Origin of the sequence: Variovorax rhizosphaerae (assembly GCF_037889975.1) — a bacterium.
GTDB classification, from domain to species: domain Bacteria; phylum Pseudomonadota; class Gammaproteobacteria; order Burkholderiales; family Burkholderiaceae_C; genus Variovorax; species Variovorax rhizosphaerae.
In genome coordinates this window covers 266,027-281,519 of sequence record NZ_JBBKZT010000005.1, presented here as the reverse complement: position 1 = coordinate 281,519, position 15,493 = coordinate 266,027, and the positions used below count along the sequence as shown (strand labels likewise).

General features: G+C 67.0%; 18 protein-coding genes. 10 read left to right on the top strand and 8 right to left on the bottom strand.

Annotation, left to right across the window (positions count from 1 at the left end; translation table 11 throughout):
* Positions 1-49 precede the first annotated feature (49 nt).
* The 4 genes from WKW82_RS12830 to WKW82_RS12815 all read right to left on the bottom strand — a co-directional run bounded on the left by WKW82_RS12830 (position 50) and on the right by WKW82_RS12815 (position 3,791).
* Positions 50-1,636, bottom strand: a complete 1,587-nt coding sequence (locus WKW82_RS12830; RefSeq protein WP_340342665.1) for an MFS transporter — start codon at positions 1,634-1,636, stop codon at positions 50-52.
* Positions 1,633-2,007, bottom strand: coding sequence for a YciI family protein (locus tag WKW82_RS12825; RefSeq protein WP_340342664.1), 375 nt, complete (start codon positions 2,005-2,007; stop codon positions 1,633-1,635). Before WKW82_RS12825 ends, WKW82_RS12830 begins: the two co-directional genes overlap by 4 nt.
* Entirely contained in the window at positions 2,004-2,375 is a 372-nt protein-coding gene (locus tag WKW82_RS12820; protein ID WP_340342663.1) for a YciI family protein, read from the bottom strand. The genes WKW82_RS12825 and WKW82_RS12820 overlap by 4 nt, the downstream gene beginning before the upstream one ends.
* Positions 2,376-2,501: 126 nt before the next feature.
* Positions 2,502-3,791 carry an RNA polymerase sigma factor gene (locus WKW82_RS12815; RefSeq protein WP_340342662.1) on the bottom strand — a complete coding sequence of 430 codons (1,290 nt, stop codon included), beginning with the start codon at positions 3,789-3,791 and terminating at the stop codon, positions 2,502-2,504.
* Positions 3,792-4,268: 477 nt separating this feature from the next.
* Between WKW82_RS12815 and WKW82_RS12810 the strand changes: the two genes are divergently transcribed.
* Positions 4,269-5,603, top strand: coding sequence for a purine-cytosine permease family protein (locus WKW82_RS12810; protein ID WP_340342661.1), 1,335 nt, complete (start codon positions 4,269-4,271; stop codon positions 5,601-5,603).
* Here WKW82_RS12810 and thiD read toward each other — a convergent pair.
* The gene (gene thiD, locus WKW82_RS12805; RefSeq protein WP_340342660.1) at positions 5,548-6,393 is read right to left on the bottom strand and encodes a bifunctional hydroxymethylpyrimidine kinase/phosphomethylpyrimidine kinase; all 846 of its coding nucleotides are present in this window, start codon (positions 6,391-6,393) and stop codon (positions 5,548-5,550) included. The two genes, WKW82_RS12810 and thiD, sit on opposite strands and share 56 nt — an antisense overlap.
* 23 nt (positions 6,394-6,416) lie before the next feature.
* Between thiD and WKW82_RS12800 the strand changes: the two genes are divergently transcribed.
* The 8 genes from WKW82_RS12800 (at position 6,417) to WKW82_RS12765 (ending at position 12,035) form a co-directional block, all read left to right on the top strand.
* Positions 6,417-7,505: an FAD-dependent oxidoreductase gene (locus WKW82_RS12800; RefSeq protein ID WP_340342659.1), complete on the top strand. Its 1,089-nt coding sequence runs from the start codon at positions 6,417-6,419 to the stop codon at positions 7,503-7,505.
* A complete protein-coding gene (gene thiS / locus WKW82_RS12795) occupies positions 7,502-7,699 on the top strand; it encodes a sulfur carrier protein ThiS (RefSeq protein ID WP_340342658.1) in 198 nt (65 codons plus the stop codon). The genes WKW82_RS12800 and thiS overlap by 4 nt, the downstream gene beginning before the upstream one ends.
* A gap of 38 nt (positions 7,700-7,737) precedes the next feature.
* Positions 7,738-8,535 carry a thiazole synthase gene (locus tag WKW82_RS12790; protein ID WP_340342839.1) on the top strand — a complete coding sequence of 266 codons (798 nt, stop codon included), beginning with the start codon at positions 7,738-7,740 and terminating at the stop codon, positions 8,533-8,535.
* A complete protein-coding gene (locus WKW82_RS12785) occupies positions 8,532-9,416 on the top strand; it encodes a thiamine phosphate synthase (RefSeq protein ID WP_340342657.1) in 885 nt (294 codons plus the stop codon). Before WKW82_RS12790 ends, WKW82_RS12785 begins: the two co-directional genes overlap by 4 nt.
* Before the next feature lie 98 nt (positions 9,417-9,514).
* Positions 9,515-10,042, top strand: a complete 528-nt coding sequence (locus WKW82_RS12780; protein ID WP_340342656.1) for a hypothetical protein — start codon at positions 9,515-9,517, stop codon at positions 10,040-10,042.
* Between the two features lie 56 nt (positions 10,043-10,098).
* On the top strand, positions 10,099-10,551 hold the full coding sequence (locus WKW82_RS12775) for a phasin family protein (protein ID WP_340342655.1): 453 nt from the start codon (positions 10,099-10,101) through the stop codon (positions 10,549-10,551).
* A 33-nt stretch (positions 10,552-10,584) separates the two neighbouring features.
* A complete protein-coding gene (locus WKW82_RS12770) occupies positions 10,585-11,220 on the top strand; it encodes a TetR/AcrR family transcriptional regulator (RefSeq protein WP_340342654.1) in 636 nt (211 codons plus the stop codon).
* Positions 11,221-11,258: 38 nt separating this feature from the next.
* Positions 11,259-12,035: an esterase/lipase family protein gene (locus tag WKW82_RS12765; protein ID WP_340342653.1), complete on the top strand. Its 777-nt coding sequence runs from the start codon at positions 11,259-11,261 to the stop codon at positions 12,033-12,035.
* Positions 12,036-12,163: 128 nt separating this feature from the next.
* Here WKW82_RS12765 and WKW82_RS12760 read toward each other — a convergent pair whose 3' ends face one another.
* Positions 12,164-12,343 (bottom strand): DUF3606 domain-containing protein, encoded by a 180-nt coding sequence (locus WKW82_RS12760; RefSeq protein ID WP_340342652.1) that lies wholly within the window; start codon positions 12,341-12,343, stop codon positions 12,164-12,166.
* On the opposite strand from WKW82_RS12760, the gene WKW82_RS12755 reads away from it, so the two are divergent.
* Positions 12,342-12,482 carry a hypothetical protein gene (locus WKW82_RS12755; protein ID WP_340342651.1) on the top strand — a complete coding sequence of 47 codons (141 nt, stop codon included), beginning with the start codon at positions 12,342-12,344 and terminating at the stop codon, positions 12,480-12,482. The genes WKW82_RS12760 and WKW82_RS12755 overlap by 2 nt on opposite strands.
* A 59-nt stretch (positions 12,483-12,541) precedes the next feature.
* Here the strand turns inward: WKW82_RS12755 and WKW82_RS12750 are convergent, their stop codons facing one another.
* Together WKW82_RS12750 and WKW82_RS12745 are read right to left on the bottom strand one after the other, a co-directional pair.
* A complete protein-coding gene (locus tag WKW82_RS12750; RefSeq protein ID WP_340342650.1) occupies positions 12,542-14,161 on the bottom strand; it encodes a wax ester/triacylglycerol synthase family O-acyltransferase in 1,620 nt (539 codons plus the stop codon).
* Positions 14,158-15,117, bottom strand: coding sequence for an alpha/beta hydrolase (locus WKW82_RS12745; RefSeq protein WP_340342649.1), 960 nt, complete (start codon positions 15,115-15,117; stop codon positions 14,158-14,160). Before WKW82_RS12745 ends, WKW82_RS12750 begins: the two co-directional genes overlap by 4 nt.
* Between the last annotated feature and the right edge of the window lie 376 nt (positions 15,118-15,493).

The window sequence follows — 15,493 nt, the reverse complement described above, 5'->3', positions numbered from 1 at the left end:
CGACTCGACCCTGCGCTGCAGGAACAGGATCAAGGAGAAGCCCTGACATCTAGCCCGGCGGCCCGCATGCCAGCGAAGTCGAGTCCGCCTGCGACGAGCCTGGCGCCGCCCGAGGCATTCCGACTTCGCGCAGCGTGATCGAAGCCAGCAACGCGGCGGCCAGCGCGACGACGGCGCTGATGAGTGCCGTCAGCTCGAAGGCTTGCGCAAAGGCCTCGCGCGAGGCATTCATCAGCCGATCGCCCGCCGGACCGGCCAGCCCCGCCGCGAGATCCGCTGCCGCACCCAGGCTGGCCCGCGCGGCCTCCGCAGCCGCAAGGGGAACGCCGTCCAGCGAGGCACCCGCCAGCGCGCGCCTGTAGGCAGCGACGACCACGCTGCCCAGGATCGCAATGCCGAGTGCGCCGCCAAGTTCCGAACTGGTCTCCGAGAGGGCCGAGGCGGTGCCGGCGCGCTCCGGCGGCGCGGTGCCCACCAGCATGTCGGCCGCGAGGGTGAACACGAACGACAGCCCGAGCGACAGGATCACGTAGCCGGCCACGAGCATCCGCAAGCCGTTGTCCCGATCCAGCCCCACCAGCAGCCCGAAGCCGGCGGCCGCCAGCACCAGGCCGCCCGCGACGATGAAGCCCGGACGAACCCGGCGCACCATGCGCGGCACGAGATTCGACCCAACGATGAACGCCAGGCTCGACGGCAACGACCACAGGCCCGCCTTGAGCGGCGACAGGCCCAACACGAGTTGCAGGTACTGTGCGATCAGCAGGAAGGCCGCGAAGCCGACGAAGAAGCCCAGCGTGTTGACGAGCAGCGCCGCGCTGAAGGCCGGTGCGCGAAACAGCCGCAGGTCGATCAGCGGATCGGCCAGTCGGCCCTGGCGCCTGATGAAGGCAAAGCCGGTCGCGGCACCCGCTGCCATCACTGCGATGGGCCATGCGTCGACGCCCGATTCCGCGATGCGCTTGAGCCCGTAGATCACCGCCAGCACCGCGACGAGCGAGAGCGCCACGCTGGCCAGGTCGAGCCGGCCGGCCTTGTCGTCGCGGTACTCCGGCAGCAGCCAGGGCCCGATCACCAGCAGCAGCACCATGACCGGCACGCCCACCAGGAACACCGAGCCCCACCCGTAGTGCTCCAGCAGCATGCCGCCGACCAGGGGCCCGATGGCGCCGCCCACCGCGAAGCTGGTCACCCAGATGCCGACGGCGACCGTGCGCTCGTGCGCATCGAGGAACATGTTGCGGATCAGCGAGAGCGTCGAAGGAGCGAGCGTGGCGCCCGCCACGCCCAGCAGCGCGCGCGTGGCGATCAGCATTTCGGCGCTGGTCGAGAAGGCGGCCAGCACCGATGCGATGCCGAAGCAGGCCGCGCCGATCAGCAGCAGCTTGCGCCGCCCGATGCGGTCACCGAGCGTCCCCATCGTGATCAGCGAACCCGCCAGCATGAAGCCGTAGATGTCGACGATCCACAGCATCTGCGCGCTCGTGGGGCGCAGCGCGGCGCTCAGGTGCGGCACCGCGAGGTTGAGGACGGTGAGGTCCATCGAGTACAGCAGGCAGGGCAGCGCGATGACGGCGAGCCCGGTCCATTCGCGCGCCGTCGCCTTCGGAGGGATGCCGGCGTTGGCGGCACTCATTGCGCACCTCCCGCAGCGTCGCCGCGCATCGCAAGCACCGGTCGCACTTCGATGCTGCCCACGCGCACCGAGGGAATGCCTGCGGCGATGTGCAGCGCCTCCTCTTCGCTGTCAGCGTCCACGAGGTAGAAGCCGCCGAGCTGCTCGTTCGTCTCGACGAACGGACCATCGGTCACGGACAGCTTGCCCTTGCGCATGCGCACGACCACGGCCTTGTCGGAGGATTCCAGCCCCTCGGAGGCGACCAGCTTGCAGGAGGCTTTCAGCTCGTCGTCGTAGTCGAGGTGGGCGTTGACGAAGGCGGGAAGTTCGGCAGGCGGGATCGCGTCCATTTGCGCTTGCGTCGCGTAGATCATGCAAAGGTATCTCATGACGCAGCAGCCTCCATGCGTTGCACCCAGGCGATGGGCCGCACCTCGATGCTGCCGATGCGCGCGAGCGGAATCCTCGATGCGATCTGGATCGCCGCGTTGAGGTCGTCGGCCTCGACGAGGAGGAAGCCGACGAGTGGCTCTTTCGTCTCGGCGAAAGGTCCGTCCGTTCGCGACATTCTTCCCTGCCGCAGCTGCAGAACCTTGGTGTGCTTCACGCGCTGCAAGGCATGCGCAACGATGAGTTGTCCGCGCGACGCAAGTTCGTCGTCATACGCGATCGATTCGGCGACCAGGGCAGCGCTCGCGCCGTCGGACAGCGCATCGAGCAGCGCCTCTTCGACGTGGACCAGGCACAGGTATTTCATGGGACTCTCCAGGGGGTTGGGTGAGGGGACACCCACTGGTCGATTGGCGGGCCTGCGGATCGACATCCGTGGTCCGACAGGCACAGGAGATTTGTATCCGCATGCATCGCCTGCCGCATGCCCAGCCTACGCCGGCAGCGCGGCCAGCCGTCGTTCCAGGAACTTCCGCTCGGGTGCCTGGCGGGCAAGCGCCAGTGCGCGTTCGTACGCAGCGCGCGCCTCTGCGTTGCGGCCGAGGCGCCGGCAGAGGTCGGCACGCGCCGCGTGGGCGAGGTGATAGTCCGCGAGTTCGCCGCGCGCCAGGATGCCGTCGATGAGTGCCAGGCCGGCGGCCGGGCCATCGCGCATGGCGACCGCGACGGCGCGGTTCAGCGCCACGACCGGCGAGGGCTCGACCCTCGACAGCACGTCGTAGAGACCGACGATCTGCGCCCAGTCGGTCGCGGCGGGGTCGGCGGCTTCCGCATGCACGGCCGCGATGGCGGCTTGCAGCGCATAGGGGCCGATGCGGCGAGACGCCAGCGCGCGGTCCACCAACGCGGAACCTTCGGTGATCAGGTCGCGGTTCCAGAGGCCGCGGTCCTGCGCGTCGAGCAGCACCAGGTCGCCCGAATCGGAGGTACGCGCGGCGCGGCGCGACTCCTGCAGCAGCATGAGCGCCAGGAGGCCCATCGCCTCCGGTTCCGGCAGCAGGTCGAGCAGCAATCGGCCCAGGCGGATCGCCTCCGCCGACAGGTCGGCCCGCGTCAGCGTCTCGCCCGAGGATGCGGCATAGCCCTCGTTGAACACCAGGTAGATCACTCGCAGCACGGCGTCCAGCCGCTTCGGCAGTTCCACCGCCGAGGGCACCTGGTACGGAATGCCGGCCTCGCGGATCCTGGCCTTGGCGCGGACGATGCGCTGGGCAATCGTGGCGGCGGGCACCAGGAAGGCGCTGGCGATGTCTTCGGTCGCGAGGCCGCACACCGCGCGCAGCGTGAGCGCGACCTGCGCGTCCGGTGCCAGCGCGGGATTGCAGCAGGTGAAGACCAGGCGCAGGCGATCGTCCTCGAGCACTTCGGCTTCCGCGTCCCATGCGGGTGAAGTGTCCACCGCGGCATCGACGGTCTCCGTCGCGTCATCCCACGCCTGGAAGCGTGCACGGCGGCGGATGGCGTCGATGGCCTTGAAGCGTCCCGCCGACACCAGCCACGCGCGCGGCTGGTCGGGGACGCCCGTCATGGGCCACTGTTCGAGCGCAGCGCGAAAGCCATCGTGCAAGGCTTCCTCGGCCAGATCGAAATCGCCGAGAAGCCGGACCAGCGTGGCGAAGATGCGGCGTGATTCGTCGCGGTACAGCGCGTCCAGCAGTTGGCGCACCCGCTCTGGCGCAACCAGGGGCGCTGACCGTTGAAGGGAACTGGATTTCCTTGGCATGCGATGCCGCAGTGGGTTGGATAGCACGACAGCGAGCGACGAATGCCCGCTCTCACGCGGATTCTGGGGGCAATGCTGGTCGCTCGCTCACGACCCCGGGACGCAACCGCTCTCGCGGCAGGATGCCCTGCTCGCGCACGCTCGCCTTGCCAGGCGCCGGAAAGGCATCCGGCAACCTCACAAAATCTGCCGAATGCCATTGCAGGAGTTGACACCGCTCGATTTCGCATCCTGGCCTAGAATGCCCGACTCGCTAGGGGTGCTGGGTCGGCTTGCCGGCCTGGCTGAGAAAAGACCCTTTGAACCTGTTCGGTGAACCTTCTTGACGGAGGGAACACTGAAGTCTTTCATGGATTGACCAGAAAGACTGAGGCAATCCTCGCGCAGGGAAGCTGGTCCGACGGCCACACGTTGTCTCGCGTGCATTCACAGCCATCGAACCGCAACCTGCCAATCACTTTGCAAGGGAGCAAATGGATGGCACAGCTGACTGAAACGACTTCTTCGTCCCGCAACGAGGCCCTCACGCCATTGCCGGATTCCGCCCGCGCCTTCCGCTGGCACGACCACGCGTCGCTGTGGTTCAGCCTCGGCGTCGGCCTGCTGGTGATGCAGGTCGGGGCCTACCTCGTCCCCGCGGTGGGCACGCGCGACGCGGTCTTGGCGATCGTGCTCGGCTCCTGCGTCGGCGCGGGGCTGCTGGCCTGGACCGCTCGGCTCGGCTGCGAGAGCGGACTGGCCAGCGCCGGCCTCATGCATGCGACCTACGGCAGCGCCTTCGCGCGCCTGCCGGTGCTGCTCAATATCGTGCAACTGGTCGGCTGGACCACCTTCGAGATCGTCGTGATGCGCGAAGGCACGCAGGCGATCGGCAAGCAGGCTTTCGGGCTGGCACTCGACAGCACGACCGGCATGCTGCTCACCACCCTGCTCTGGGGCGCGGTGCTGCTAGCGCTCCTGGCCGGCTCGATGGTGAAGCTGGTGCGACGCTTCGTCAGCCGCTTCGGGCTGCCGCTGGTCATCATCTCGCTGGTCTGGCTCACCTGGCAGTTCGCCGGGCAGTTGCATGCCAAGGGCTTCGACGCCTTCTGGTCGCGCGCCGGCGACGGCAGCATGGGCATGTTCAGCGCCCTCGACCTGGTGATCGCCATGCCCGTGTCCTGGCTGCCGCTGGTCGCGGATTACGCGCGCCATGGCAAGCGCAGCGGCAGTGGCCTGGGCAGCGCCTTCAGCGGCACTTGGGTCGGCTACGTGGTCGCCAACATCTGGTGCTATGCCCTGGGCGTGATGGTCGTGAGCTCGGCGGACACCGGCACCAGCCTGGTCACCGCGCTGCTGCTGGCGCAAGGCGGCCTGCTCGCGCTGGGCCTCATCCTCGTCGACGAACTCGACAACGCCTATGGCGACGTGTATTCCGGCGCGGTCTCCACGCACAGCCTGCTACCCCAGTGGAGCGTGAAGCAATGGGGCCTGCTGATCGGCGCACTCTGCGTGGTGCTGGCGCTGTTCCTGCCGATGCATGCGCTGGAGCCCTTCCTGCTGCTGCTGAGTTCCGTGTTCGTGCCGCTGTACGGCGTGATCCTCGGTCGTCTGGGCACCGGCGTGGCGCCGACCCGCGTCGGCACGCGCCGGGTCGACTGGAGCGCCGCCGCCATCTGGATCGTCGGCATCGTGCTGTACCACAGCCTGGCCAAGTGGGCGCCGCAGTTCGGCTCAGCCCTGCCGACGCTGCTGCTGACCTTCGTGGCCGCGTGGCTCAGCCGGGCGTCGGCGACAGGCGGTGCATCGGCACTGGCGCAAAGCCGTGGTTGAGCGGGCCGTGGCCCGCGCCGACTTTCACGTCGACGCCGGCCGTCATCGCGCCGATCACATAGGCACGCGCCTGCTGCACGGCCTCGGGCAGCGCGTGGCCGAGTGCAAGGTACGCCGCGATGGCCGAGGACAGCGTGCAGCCGGTGCCATGCAGGTTCTGGCTCGCGATGCGCGCCGAGCCGAAGCGCCGCGCCGGGCTGCCTGCCTCTGCCAGTACGTCGACGATCTCCTCGCCTTTCAGATGGCCGCCCTTGAGCAGAACGGCATGCGCTCCGAGCGCCAGCAGGTCGCTGGCCGCGCGGTCCAGGCCATCCACGCCGTCGATCTCGCGCCCAATAAGCAAGGCCGCCTCATCCAGGTTCGGCGTGATGACCATGGCGCGCGGGAACAGCTCGTTCACCAGTCGCTGCACCGTCTCGTTCTCGATCAGGCGGTCACCGCTGGTCGCGACCATCACCGGATCGAGCACCACGTTGGGCAGCTTGTAGTGGTCGATGGCCCAGGCCACCACCTCGACCACCTCGGGCGCGTGCAGCATGCCGAGCTTGACCGCGTCGACGCCGATGTCCTCCACCACCGCCTGGATCTGCGCCTTCAGGAAGGCCGGCGGCACCGCGAAGATGCCGCTGACGCCGCAGGTGTTCTGCGCGGTCAGCGCGGTGATCGCGGTCATGCCGAAGCATCCGAGCGCGCTGAAGGTCTTGAGGTCGGCCTGGATGCCGGCGCCGCCGCCACTGTCGGAGCCGGCAATCGAAAGCACGCGCGCGTAGCGCAAGGAAGCGTTGGTCATTCGCAAAATTATCAACCACCCGCATGAACTCTCCTGAAGCACTCCCGTTCGACGCGGCCACGGTGCTCGGCGCCGGCCTCATGGGCCGGCTGCTGGCGCTGGCGCTGGCGCGGCGCGGATGCCAGGTCTCGTTGCACGATGCCGGCGGACCGGAAGCCGACGGCGCCGCCGCGCGCGTCGCCGCCGCCATGCTGGCCCCGCTGGCCGAATCGGTCGTGGCGCCCGCCTCCGTGGTGCGCATGGGCCAATACGGGCTCGAGCGCTGGCCCGAGTTGCTGGCATCGCTCGCGCAACCCGTCTTCTTCCAGCGCGAAGGCACGCTGGTGCTGTGGCATCGCCAGGATGCGCCCGAAGCCGCGCGCTTTGCCGGCGTGCTCGCGCGCACGGTGAGCGAGGTCCCCGGCTTGCCGGCGATGCAGCGCCTCGATGCGGCCGGCGTCGACGCGATCGAGCCGGCCATCGGCAAGCGCTTCGCACAAGCCCTGTTGCTGCCGGGCGAAGGCCAGCTCGACAACCGGCAGTTGCTGGCCGCACTGCTGGCCTCACTGCAGGCCTTGCCCAACGTGAAGATGCATTGGCACAGCGCACGCGCCCCCGGCGACTTCGAGCCGGGTGCATCCGAGCGCATCATCGATTGCCGCGGCCTCGGCGCCAGGCCGCAGTGGCCCGCCCTGCGCGGCGTGCGTGGCGAGGTGATCCGCGTGCACGCGCCCGAGGTCAGCCTGCGGCGGCCGACACGCCTCGTGCACCCGCGCTATCCGCTCTACATTGCACCCAAGCCGGACGGCGTGTTCGTCATCGGCGCGACCGAGATCGAATCCGACGACATGTCCCCTGCCAGCGTGCGCTCCACGCTCGAACTGCTGAGCGCCGCCTATTCGGTGCACAGCGGATTCGCCGAAGCGCGCATCCTCGAGATCGCGACACAATGCCGCCCGACGCTGCCCGACAACCTGCCCGCCATCCGATGGCTGCAGCCGCGCGTGATGCAGGTCAACGGCCTGTACCGCCATGGCTTCCTGATCGCGCCGGCGATGCTCGACACGGCCATGGAGTTGCTGGCCACCAGCGCCTCAGCATTGGCGCCGCGCTTTGAACTCGAAACCGAATGAACATCCTGATCAACGACACCCCCCGCGAGTTGCCTGCCGGCGCCACGCTGGCCGACGCCATCGCAATGCTGGCCCCGGTGCCGCCCTATGCCGCCGCGGTCAACAAGCAATTCGTGCCGCGCTCCGGCTATGCCGCCTGCGCGTTGCACGACGACGACCAGGTCGAAGTGATCCGTCCCGTGACCGGCGGCTGACACCGCATCACAAGAACAGCGCCATGAAAAGAGACACCATGAATGCCAATGACCCGCTGGTCCTCTACGGCCAGACCTTCCACAGCCGCCTGCTGCTGGGCACCGCGCGCTACCCCTCTCCCGACGTCTTGGAGGCGGCAGTCAAGCGCGCAAAGCCCGCGATGCTGACGGCGTCCCTGCGACGCCAGACCGCCTCGCCGTCGGACCGCCACGACAACGGCTTCTGGGAACTCTTGCGCCGGCTCGACGTACCGGTGCTGCCCAACACCGCCGGCTGCCACAGCGTGCAGGAAGTGATCGCGACCGCGCAGATGGCGCGCGAGCTGTTCGATACGCCCTGGATCAAGCTCGAGTTGATCGGCGACGACTACACGCTGCAACCCGACACGCTCAACCTCGTCGATGCCGCATCGCAACTCATCCGCGACGGCTTCCAGGTGCTGCCCTACTGCACCGAGGACCTGGTGCTGTGCCAGCGCCTCGTCGACGTCGGCTGCCAGGCCGTCATGCCCTGGGCCGCGCCCATCGGCACCGGCCGCGGCCCGGTCAACCCCTATGCGCTGCAACTCCTGCGCGAGCGACTCGACGTGCCGATGCTGGTCGACGCCGGCCTGGGCCTGCCTTCGCACGCCTGCCAGGTCATGGAATGGGGCTACGACGGCGTGCTGCTGAACACGGCCGTGGCACTGGCACAGGACCCGGTCGAGATGGCCGGCGCCTTTGCCGACGCCGTGCAGGCCGGCCGCGCCGCACACCGTGCCGGCGCCATGTCCGCACAAGAGTCCGCCCAGCCCAGCACCCCGGTGCTGGGCACTCCTTTCTGGCACCAGTCATGACAGCACCTTCTGCACAGGCCATCTTCGACGCCCATACCGCGCGCTTCGGCGCCGCGACCGATGAAGTCGCGCCAGCATTCACCCGCGACGACCCTGTCTACCGCGCAGCCAAGGAAGCCTGCCTTCGCCTCGGCTTCATCGAATGCGACGCCGAATGCCTGGCCCTTGCCTGGCAAGCCCGCAGCGCGCGACTCGGCTTCGACGCCACCGCCTGGCCCGAAGACCCCGTCGATTTCGGCATCCAGCCCTGGCCGCGCGACCACGCCTTCGCGCCCTGCCCCAAGGCCTTGGGCCTCTACGCCGTGCTGCCCGACGCCACCTGGGTCGGCCGCATGGCGCGCGCGGGCGTGCCCACGGTGCAGCTGCGTTTCAAGTCCGACGACCCGCGTGCGGTCGAGCGTGAAGTGCGTGCGGCGATCGACGCCGTTGCAGGCACGTCCTCGCTGCTGTTCATCAACGACCACTGGCACGTCGCCATTGATGCAGGGGCCTACGGCGTCCACCTCGGGCAGGAAGACATCGACGAAGCAGATCTCGACGCCATCCGCGCTGCCGGCCTGCGCCTCGGCCTCAGCACGCACGGCTATGCGGAGATGCTTCGCGTCGACGCGCTGAGCCCCAGCTACATCGCGATGGGCGCCGTGTTCCCGACCACGTTGAAGGACATGCCCACCGCGCCCCAAGGCCCGACCCGCCTGGCCGCCTATGCCCGGCTCTTGCGCGACTACCCACTGGTCGCCATCGGCGGCATCGACCTCGGCAAGCTGCCCGAGGTGCTGCAAAGCGGCGTCGGCTCGGTGGCCGTGGTGCGCGCGCTTGTCGCCGCCACATCGCCGGAAACCGAGATCGAGCGCTTCAAGCGAGCTCTGGAAAACTGCTAGAGCAGTTGCCCTAACTATCGACAAGTTCTAGCTTTTTCCGACTAGGCCTTTGGGGGGAACATACGTTCATTCCAAACAACCTTCCACAGGAAAAAATCATGTCGAACCAATCCCTCGCTACCGTTGCCACCCACATCGTTGACCAGTACAGCGCTGCTGGCAAGACCCTGAACCAGGCCTACCGCGCCACCGTCGAGCGCGTGCTCGACAGCGCCAAGAGCCGTTTCGTCACGGCGCTGGAAGCCCGTTCGCTGCCCCTGGTCAACGACCAGATCAAGTCGGAGCTCGTGAACGCACAAGACGTCCTGGCTGGCTTCATGCTCAAGGGCGTGCAAACCGCCTACGACCGCGCTGACCAAGCCATCGACACGATCGCCACGCGCGCCAACAGCGGCATCCAGTCGATCGACAGCACCGTCGCTCGCGTCGAATCCGCTTTCCAGATCGCCAACCTCGACGCAGTGCGTGCCCTGTACGCACCGGTCGCCACGCTGGCTTCGCAAGTCGCCGACAAGGTTGCCGAAGGCGCCAAGTCCCTCGAAGCCCGCATCGGCACCGTCGTTGAAGAAAGCACCGAAGTTGCTGTCGTTGCCAAGCCGGCACGTCGCGCTGCTCGCAAGGCCTAAGTCCTGATAGGCTGCATGCCTGCGCCTTGAAATTGGGCGCATCCACGAAAGTTCGCATGCCCTCGCCCACCGCCAAGAAAACTGTTGCCTCGAAGAGCCCCAAACCCAAGACCACTTCCGCTTCGATTGATGCGCGAAAGGTCAAGGCCAAGGAGCCGGCAACAGACACGACAGGCGCTGCGGGCGAGAACCTGCTGACCGTGGGCCTCAAGGTTCTCGGCGACGCACGCAACCACCAGAACCGGGTCGTCGAGTCGCTGCTCGGCATCCCCAAGGGCACGCCCGTCCCGGCGCGCCCCGCCGGCAACCGGACGCCTCTCGACACGCTGGGCGACACCCTCGGCTTTCGCAAGCTCGAGGACGTGTTCGACCAGCGCATCGCCGCCGCCTTGGTGCGGCTCGGCATTCCCACCGCTGAAGAATTGGCCAGCTTGCGCAGGCAGGTGAACCAATTGATCGAAGAGCGCGACAAGGCGCTCGCGCAGGCGCAACCCCGCCGCAAACGCTGACCTCCTGCGACGCGCATCGCGCCGGTATCGCCCGTGGCCAGTTCCAACACCCGTGAGCGGATTCTTCAAACGAGTCTGGCGCTATTCAACACGCACGGATTGCCGTCCGTTTCCACGCACCGCATTGCCGCTGAAATGGGTATCAGCACAGGCAACCTCCACTATCACTTCAAGACCAAGCGACTGATTGTCGAATGGCTGTTCCGGCGTTTCGACGACCGGCTCATCACCATCGACGAGGCCGGCGTCGGCATTCGCGCCATCGACGATCTCTGGCTGGCGCTGCACTTGCGCTTCGAGGCCATCAACGAATACCGATTCGTGTACCGCGACATGGCCCACCTCGAGAGCGAATATCCCGAGACGGCCGCCAAGTCCCGCGCGCAGATGGCGCGCAACCTGCTGACCGCCCGCGCGCTGTGCGAGAACCTTGCCGCCCTGCGCGTCATCGATGCCTCCGCCGACGAGGCCGAGATGCTGGCGCTGCAACTCGTCTTCACCACCACCTGCTGGCTGTCGTTCGAGCGGCTGGTCACTCAAAATGCGAACTCGGCACGGCCGTCCGACACCGGACTCGCCGCCTACTACACGCTGACCTTGCTCACGCCCTATGTCGACCCGCAGTCGCGCGCATACCTCGACTACCTGCGTTCCAAATACGTGCAATAGCAACGCACCGCAACGCTGCCCCCGACCTCCAGAGTTCCATGGCTCGTCCCGCTTCCCCACCCCCCATCGCACCCCCTTCGCGTCTGCTGCAGATTGCCGAACTTCGCGCAGGCTGGGAGTTGGGTGCCACCTTGTCGCTCTGGCCACTGCTCAAGCTCGCCCCCAAGGGCGACGGGCATCCCGTGGTGGTCCTGCCTGGACTGGGCGCCGGCGACCGGTCGACGCAGTTGCTGCGCCGCTACCTGCGCGGGCGCGGCTACGACGTGCATGGCTGGGGCCTGGGGCGCAACCTCGGTCCGCGGGACGGTGTCGAAGCCGGCATGTTCAACCTCCTCGAGACGCTGCACAAGCAAACCGGCCGCAAGGTCAGCCTGGTCGGCTGGAGCCTGGGCGGCGCCTATGCGCGACTGCTGGCAACCAGGCGTCCGGGCCTGGTTCGCTGCGTCATCACGCTCGGCAGCCCGTTTGCCGCCGGCCCGCGTTCGACGAACGCCTGGCACATCTACGAAGACGTGAGCGGCCAGAGTTCGGACGACCAGACCCGCATGAGGCATGTGCGGCCGACGCCGCCGGTGCCGACCACCTCCATCTTCAGCCGCAGCGACGGCGTCGTCGCCTGGCGCGGCAGCCTTGAAAAGCCCGGCCCGACCGCGGAGAACGTCGAGGTCTTTGCGAGCCACGTCGGACTGGGCGCCAATCCCACGGTCCTGTTTGCCATTGCCGACCGCCTCGCGCAGCCGGAAGGCGCCTGGAAGCCCTTCACCCGAAGGGCGCTCGGCACGCTGATCTATCCCAATCCGCACCGCCGCCTGTGAGACGACTTCGCAATCAACCGCATGACTGCGTCGGATCGCCTTGCCGTGCTTCAGCACATCGCACTGTCTGCGGCGCTCCACCTTGTTCTGCGATGGATTGCAAAGTCGTATAGGAGCAGCGCACCACGCTACTTGAGCCCCAGGTAGTCGCGAATGTCTTGCAGCGATTCGCCTGCCGCGGCCACTGCATAACGCAATTGCATCTCCGACACGCCGAATTCCCGGGTCCAGAACAGGATCTGCCGGGGCTCGGTGACGTCGATGAACGGCAGGGAGTGATGGGTCGCGGATTCCGTAGCAGGCGTCATGGTGATCTCCGTGGCAGGTGAACGGAGAGTGCCGGCGCGCGTGATCCGACGTGCCGGAAAAAGTCGCATGCTGATGAAGGACGCCGGCGAATCACGACAAAAAAGCCTGCTGTCGAATCGAACAGCAGGCTTTTCTTGAAACCGCGTGACCCTGGCATCACACCGCCGGCGACATGGCGCCGGCCGGCGCTCAACCCCTCAAGTAGCGGGCGTTTCGGCCGGAACCACCGTCGGGGTGGTGTCGGCTGGAACGTCGGCCGGCGCGCCTGCGGCCACAGGAGCGACCGGCTTGGCACGCTTGCGCGCGGGTGCCTTCTTGGCCGGCGCGCTGGCTGCCTTGGCTGCCGCACGGCGTGGCTTTGCAACCACCGCGACTTCCTTCTTGGCAGGCGCCTTGCGGACACGCTTGACTGGCACGTCTTCGACCGGCTGTGCCGCGGGTGCCGGTGCCGGCGACTTGCCCGACGTGAGTTCTTCCAGTGCCTGGACCATCAAGCTGGCGAGGTGCTGCGGATCGGGAATCGTCTTGTTCTGCGAAGTGACGCCCACATTCACCTGACCGGCATTCGACACCAGCGTGACGCTCAGGCCCATGCCAACGCTCAACACGTTCACCGGATACACCGCGAGCATCGGCGAGCCGCCCAGGTACATCTGCTTGTTCGCGCCCGGCACGTTCGAGATCACCATGTTCGCCAGCGGACGCTTGACGCCCAGCTTGCCAAGACCCTGGGCCAAGGCATACAGGGCCACGCTGTAGCCGCCGGCGGCGGCCTTCGACATGCCCTTGACCTCGGTCTTGGCGTCCTTCATGCCTTCCACGATCTGCTTCAGGCGCGGCGCCATGGCCGACTCGGAATCACCCATCGGAACCACCACCGCGGAGATCCGGGTCGTGGCTTCGAGGTCGCCGGGCTCGCGCAGCGAAACGGGAACCAGCGCCAGCAAGCGCTTGTCCAGTGGCTGCTTGCGCTCCCTCAGATAGGTGTGCACCGCCGAATCGACCAACGCCATTGCCACGTCGTTCAACGTACCGCCGGCCGCCTTGCCCGCCTGGCGCATCGGCTCCAGCGGCATCGTCACGCGTGCAAACGAGCGGCCATGCAGGATCGGCACATTGAACAGCGTCATCGGTGCCTCGAAAGGCAGGCTGCCGGAAGCCGGGGCACCGCCCGCGCGCGCCAGCGCCTTCTTCCAGAAGCTGGTCGATAGGTCCATCGCCACCTTGTAGCGATTGAGCAAATCGTTGGTGGTGCCTCCCAGCAGGGACACCAGGCCCTTCGGCGCAGGCTCGCGGGGCTTGGTGCCGACCTTGACGGCATAGAAGGGCAAGCCGATCGGATCGGTCGGGTCAGCGCTGACGCCCGCCAGGATGCGCGCAATGGCCGAGGCGCCATCGATGATCGAGTGATGGATCTTGACGTAGATGGCGAAGCGATTGTTCGAGACCCCTTCGACGATGCACAGCTGGAACAGCGGCTGGCCGCGATCGAACACCACGCTGTGCCAGCGCTCCACCAGCTCGTCGAGCTGCTTGTCCGAGCCCGGCGCCGGCAGCGCGTGATGCTGCACGTGATACGTCATGTCCATGTCCGCCGCATCAACCCAGCGCGGACGCGCCGACAGCGAGAGCTTCGGGATGACGTTGAACGGGTAGATGGGCTTCGCGTCGCGATAGCGCTGCACCAGATCCTGGATCGTCCAGCCCGACTTGGCGGTCGGATTGTCGAACAGCAATACTCCGGCCACATGCTGCGGCGTATCTCGCGATTCCGCGAGCATGAACAGCATGTCAATGGTAGGTATGGGTCGGCTCATGTTGTCGTCTCCTTCGAGTTGCTTGTTGTGATATGCCTGACAAAGGCCTCCACCTGATTCAGGCCGGCCTGGGATTCATTGAGGAACCTGGCGACCTGGAACACGTGCGGCAGGTCGGGCCAGATGGAAAGCTCGGCGCGACCACCCGCAGCGCGGACCTTGTCCACGAAGCGGCGCGAATCGTCGAGCAGCAATTCGGTATCGCTCACTTGCATCAGCAAGGGCGGCAGGCCTTTCAGGTCGCCGTAGAGGGGCGAAGCCCACGGATTGTTCACCTCTGCAGGATCGTTCAGGTATTGCGACTGCACAAAGGCGGCAGCCTGCGGCATGAACATCACGTCCTTCAACGCATTCATGCGAACCGAATCACCTGTGAACGCCAGATCGGTCGCGGCCGAAAACGTGAAGGCGCAGGCTGGCAACGGCAGGCCTTCGTCGCGCGCGCGCAGCAGGGTCACCAAGGTCAGGTTCCCGCCCGCGGAATCACCACCGATCAAGAACTGCGAAGGGGAAACCCCCTGCGCCAACACGTGCTTGTACGCGGCCAGGCAGTCGTCAGAGCCCACCGGAAAACGGAACTCGGGCGCAAGCCGATAGTCCGGCAGGAAGACGCGCGCCTCGAGTTGCTGGGCCAGGCGACGCGCAAACCCGCGGTAGACGCGTGGTGCACGCGTGATCCAGGCGCCGCCGTGCAAGTACAGCAAGACCCGCTTGGGCGCAATGCCGACAGGCTCGAACCATTCGCCTTCGCAATGCTGCGGGATGTATTCGGGCCGGCCAGGCATGGCATCGCGCGCGGGCAGCCGGGCACCCAGCTGATCCACGAAGTGCTGCATGTCCGCCGCCGTGAGATTGGGGCGCAACCACATGGGCCGGGCCTGCTTGCGCAGCATCCAGTTGAACGACTTGCGCTTCATCCATCCCCACACACTGTTGCCGGTATCAGGCTGCTGCATTTGCGCACGACCCCCACTGTTGATTCATGCGTTGGATGCAAGGCGCATCGTGACGCGGGGCTGCCAGGGGCAGCGCACAGCACGTCCCTCCGCCCGGGAAACAAACAGAAAGTTCGTCGGGCGCGAGAGAGGCGCTGCACCAGGATATGGCAGCGGAATTGAGCACGGGTTTCCTCCTTGGACTATGAAATGGGGCTGCATTGCACAGGCGACGTCCGGGCGATGGACTTCGCCTGCCCGGCCGGCGTGACAGTGACGAAAGTGTAGGGTCGTTTCGCGCCAAAAACAGTACTCGCAATCGCGAGCTTGAGTGTTATTCGAGCAATGCTGGCGTCGGGGTCGGCTGCCGGGAGCAATCAGCGCCTGCATCGACGCC

Coding starts and splice junctions, on each gene's coding strand:
- WKW82_RS12810 (WP_340342661.1), top strand. CDS start 4,269: ATGGCACAGCTGACTGAAACGACTTCTTCGTCCCGCAACGAGGCCCTC.
- WKW82_RS12750 (WP_340342650.1), bottom strand. CDS start 14,161: ATGAGCCGACCCATACCTACCATTGACATGCTGTTCATGCTCGCGGAA.
- WKW82_RS12765 (WP_340342653.1), top strand. CDS start 11,259: ATGGCTCGTCCCGCTTCCCCACCCCCCATCGCACCCCCTTCGCGTCTG.
- WKW82_RS12785 (WP_340342657.1), top strand. CDS start 8,532: ATGACAGCACCTTCTGCACAGGCCATCTTCGACGCCCATACCGCGCGC.
- WKW82_RS12745 (WP_340342649.1), bottom strand. CDS start 15,117: ATGCAGCAGCCTGATACCGGCAACAGTGTGTGGGGATGGATGAAGCGC.
- WKW82_RS12775 (WP_340342655.1), top strand. CDS start 10,099: ATGCCCTCGCCCACCGCCAAGAAAACTGTTGCCTCGAAGAGCCCCAAA.
- WKW82_RS12755 (WP_340342651.1), top strand. CDS start 12,342: ATGGTGATCTCCGTGGCAGGTGAACGGAGAGTGCCGGCGCGCGTGATC.
- WKW82_RS12780 (WP_340342656.1), top strand. CDS start 9,515: ATGTCGAACCAATCCCTCGCTACCGTTGCCACCCACATCGTTGACCAG.
- WKW82_RS12760 (WP_340342652.1), bottom strand. CDS start 12,343: ATGACGCCTGCTACGGAATCCGCGACCCATCACTCCCTGCCGTTCATC.
- thiD (WP_340342660.1), bottom strand. CDS start 6,393: ATGACCAACGCTTCCTTGCGCTACGCGCGCGTGCTTTCGATTGCCGGC.
- WKW82_RS12800 (WP_340342659.1), top strand. CDS start 6,417: ATGAACTCTCCTGAAGCACTCCCGTTCGACGCGGCCACGGTGCTCGGC.
- thiS (WP_340342658.1), top strand. CDS start 7,502: ATGAACATCCTGATCAACGACACCCCCCGCGAGTTGCCTGCCGGCGCC.
- WKW82_RS12820 (WP_340342663.1), bottom strand. CDS start 2,375: ATGAAATACCTGTGCCTGGTCCACGTCGAAGAGGCGCTGCTCGATGCG.
- WKW82_RS12790 (WP_340342839.1), top strand. CDS start 7,738: ATGAATGCCAATGACCCGCTGGTCCTCTACGGCCAGACCTTCCACAGC.
- WKW82_RS12815 (WP_340342662.1), bottom strand. CDS start 3,791: ATGCCAAGGAAATCCAGTTCCCTTCAACGGTCAGCGCCCCTGGTTGCG.
- WKW82_RS12825 (WP_340342664.1), bottom strand. CDS start 2,007: ATGAGATACCTTTGCATGATCTACGCGACGCAAGCGCAAATGGACGCG.
- WKW82_RS12830 (WP_340342665.1), bottom strand. CDS start 1,636: ATGAGTGCCGCCAACGCCGGCATCCCTCCGAAGGCGACGGCGCGCGAA.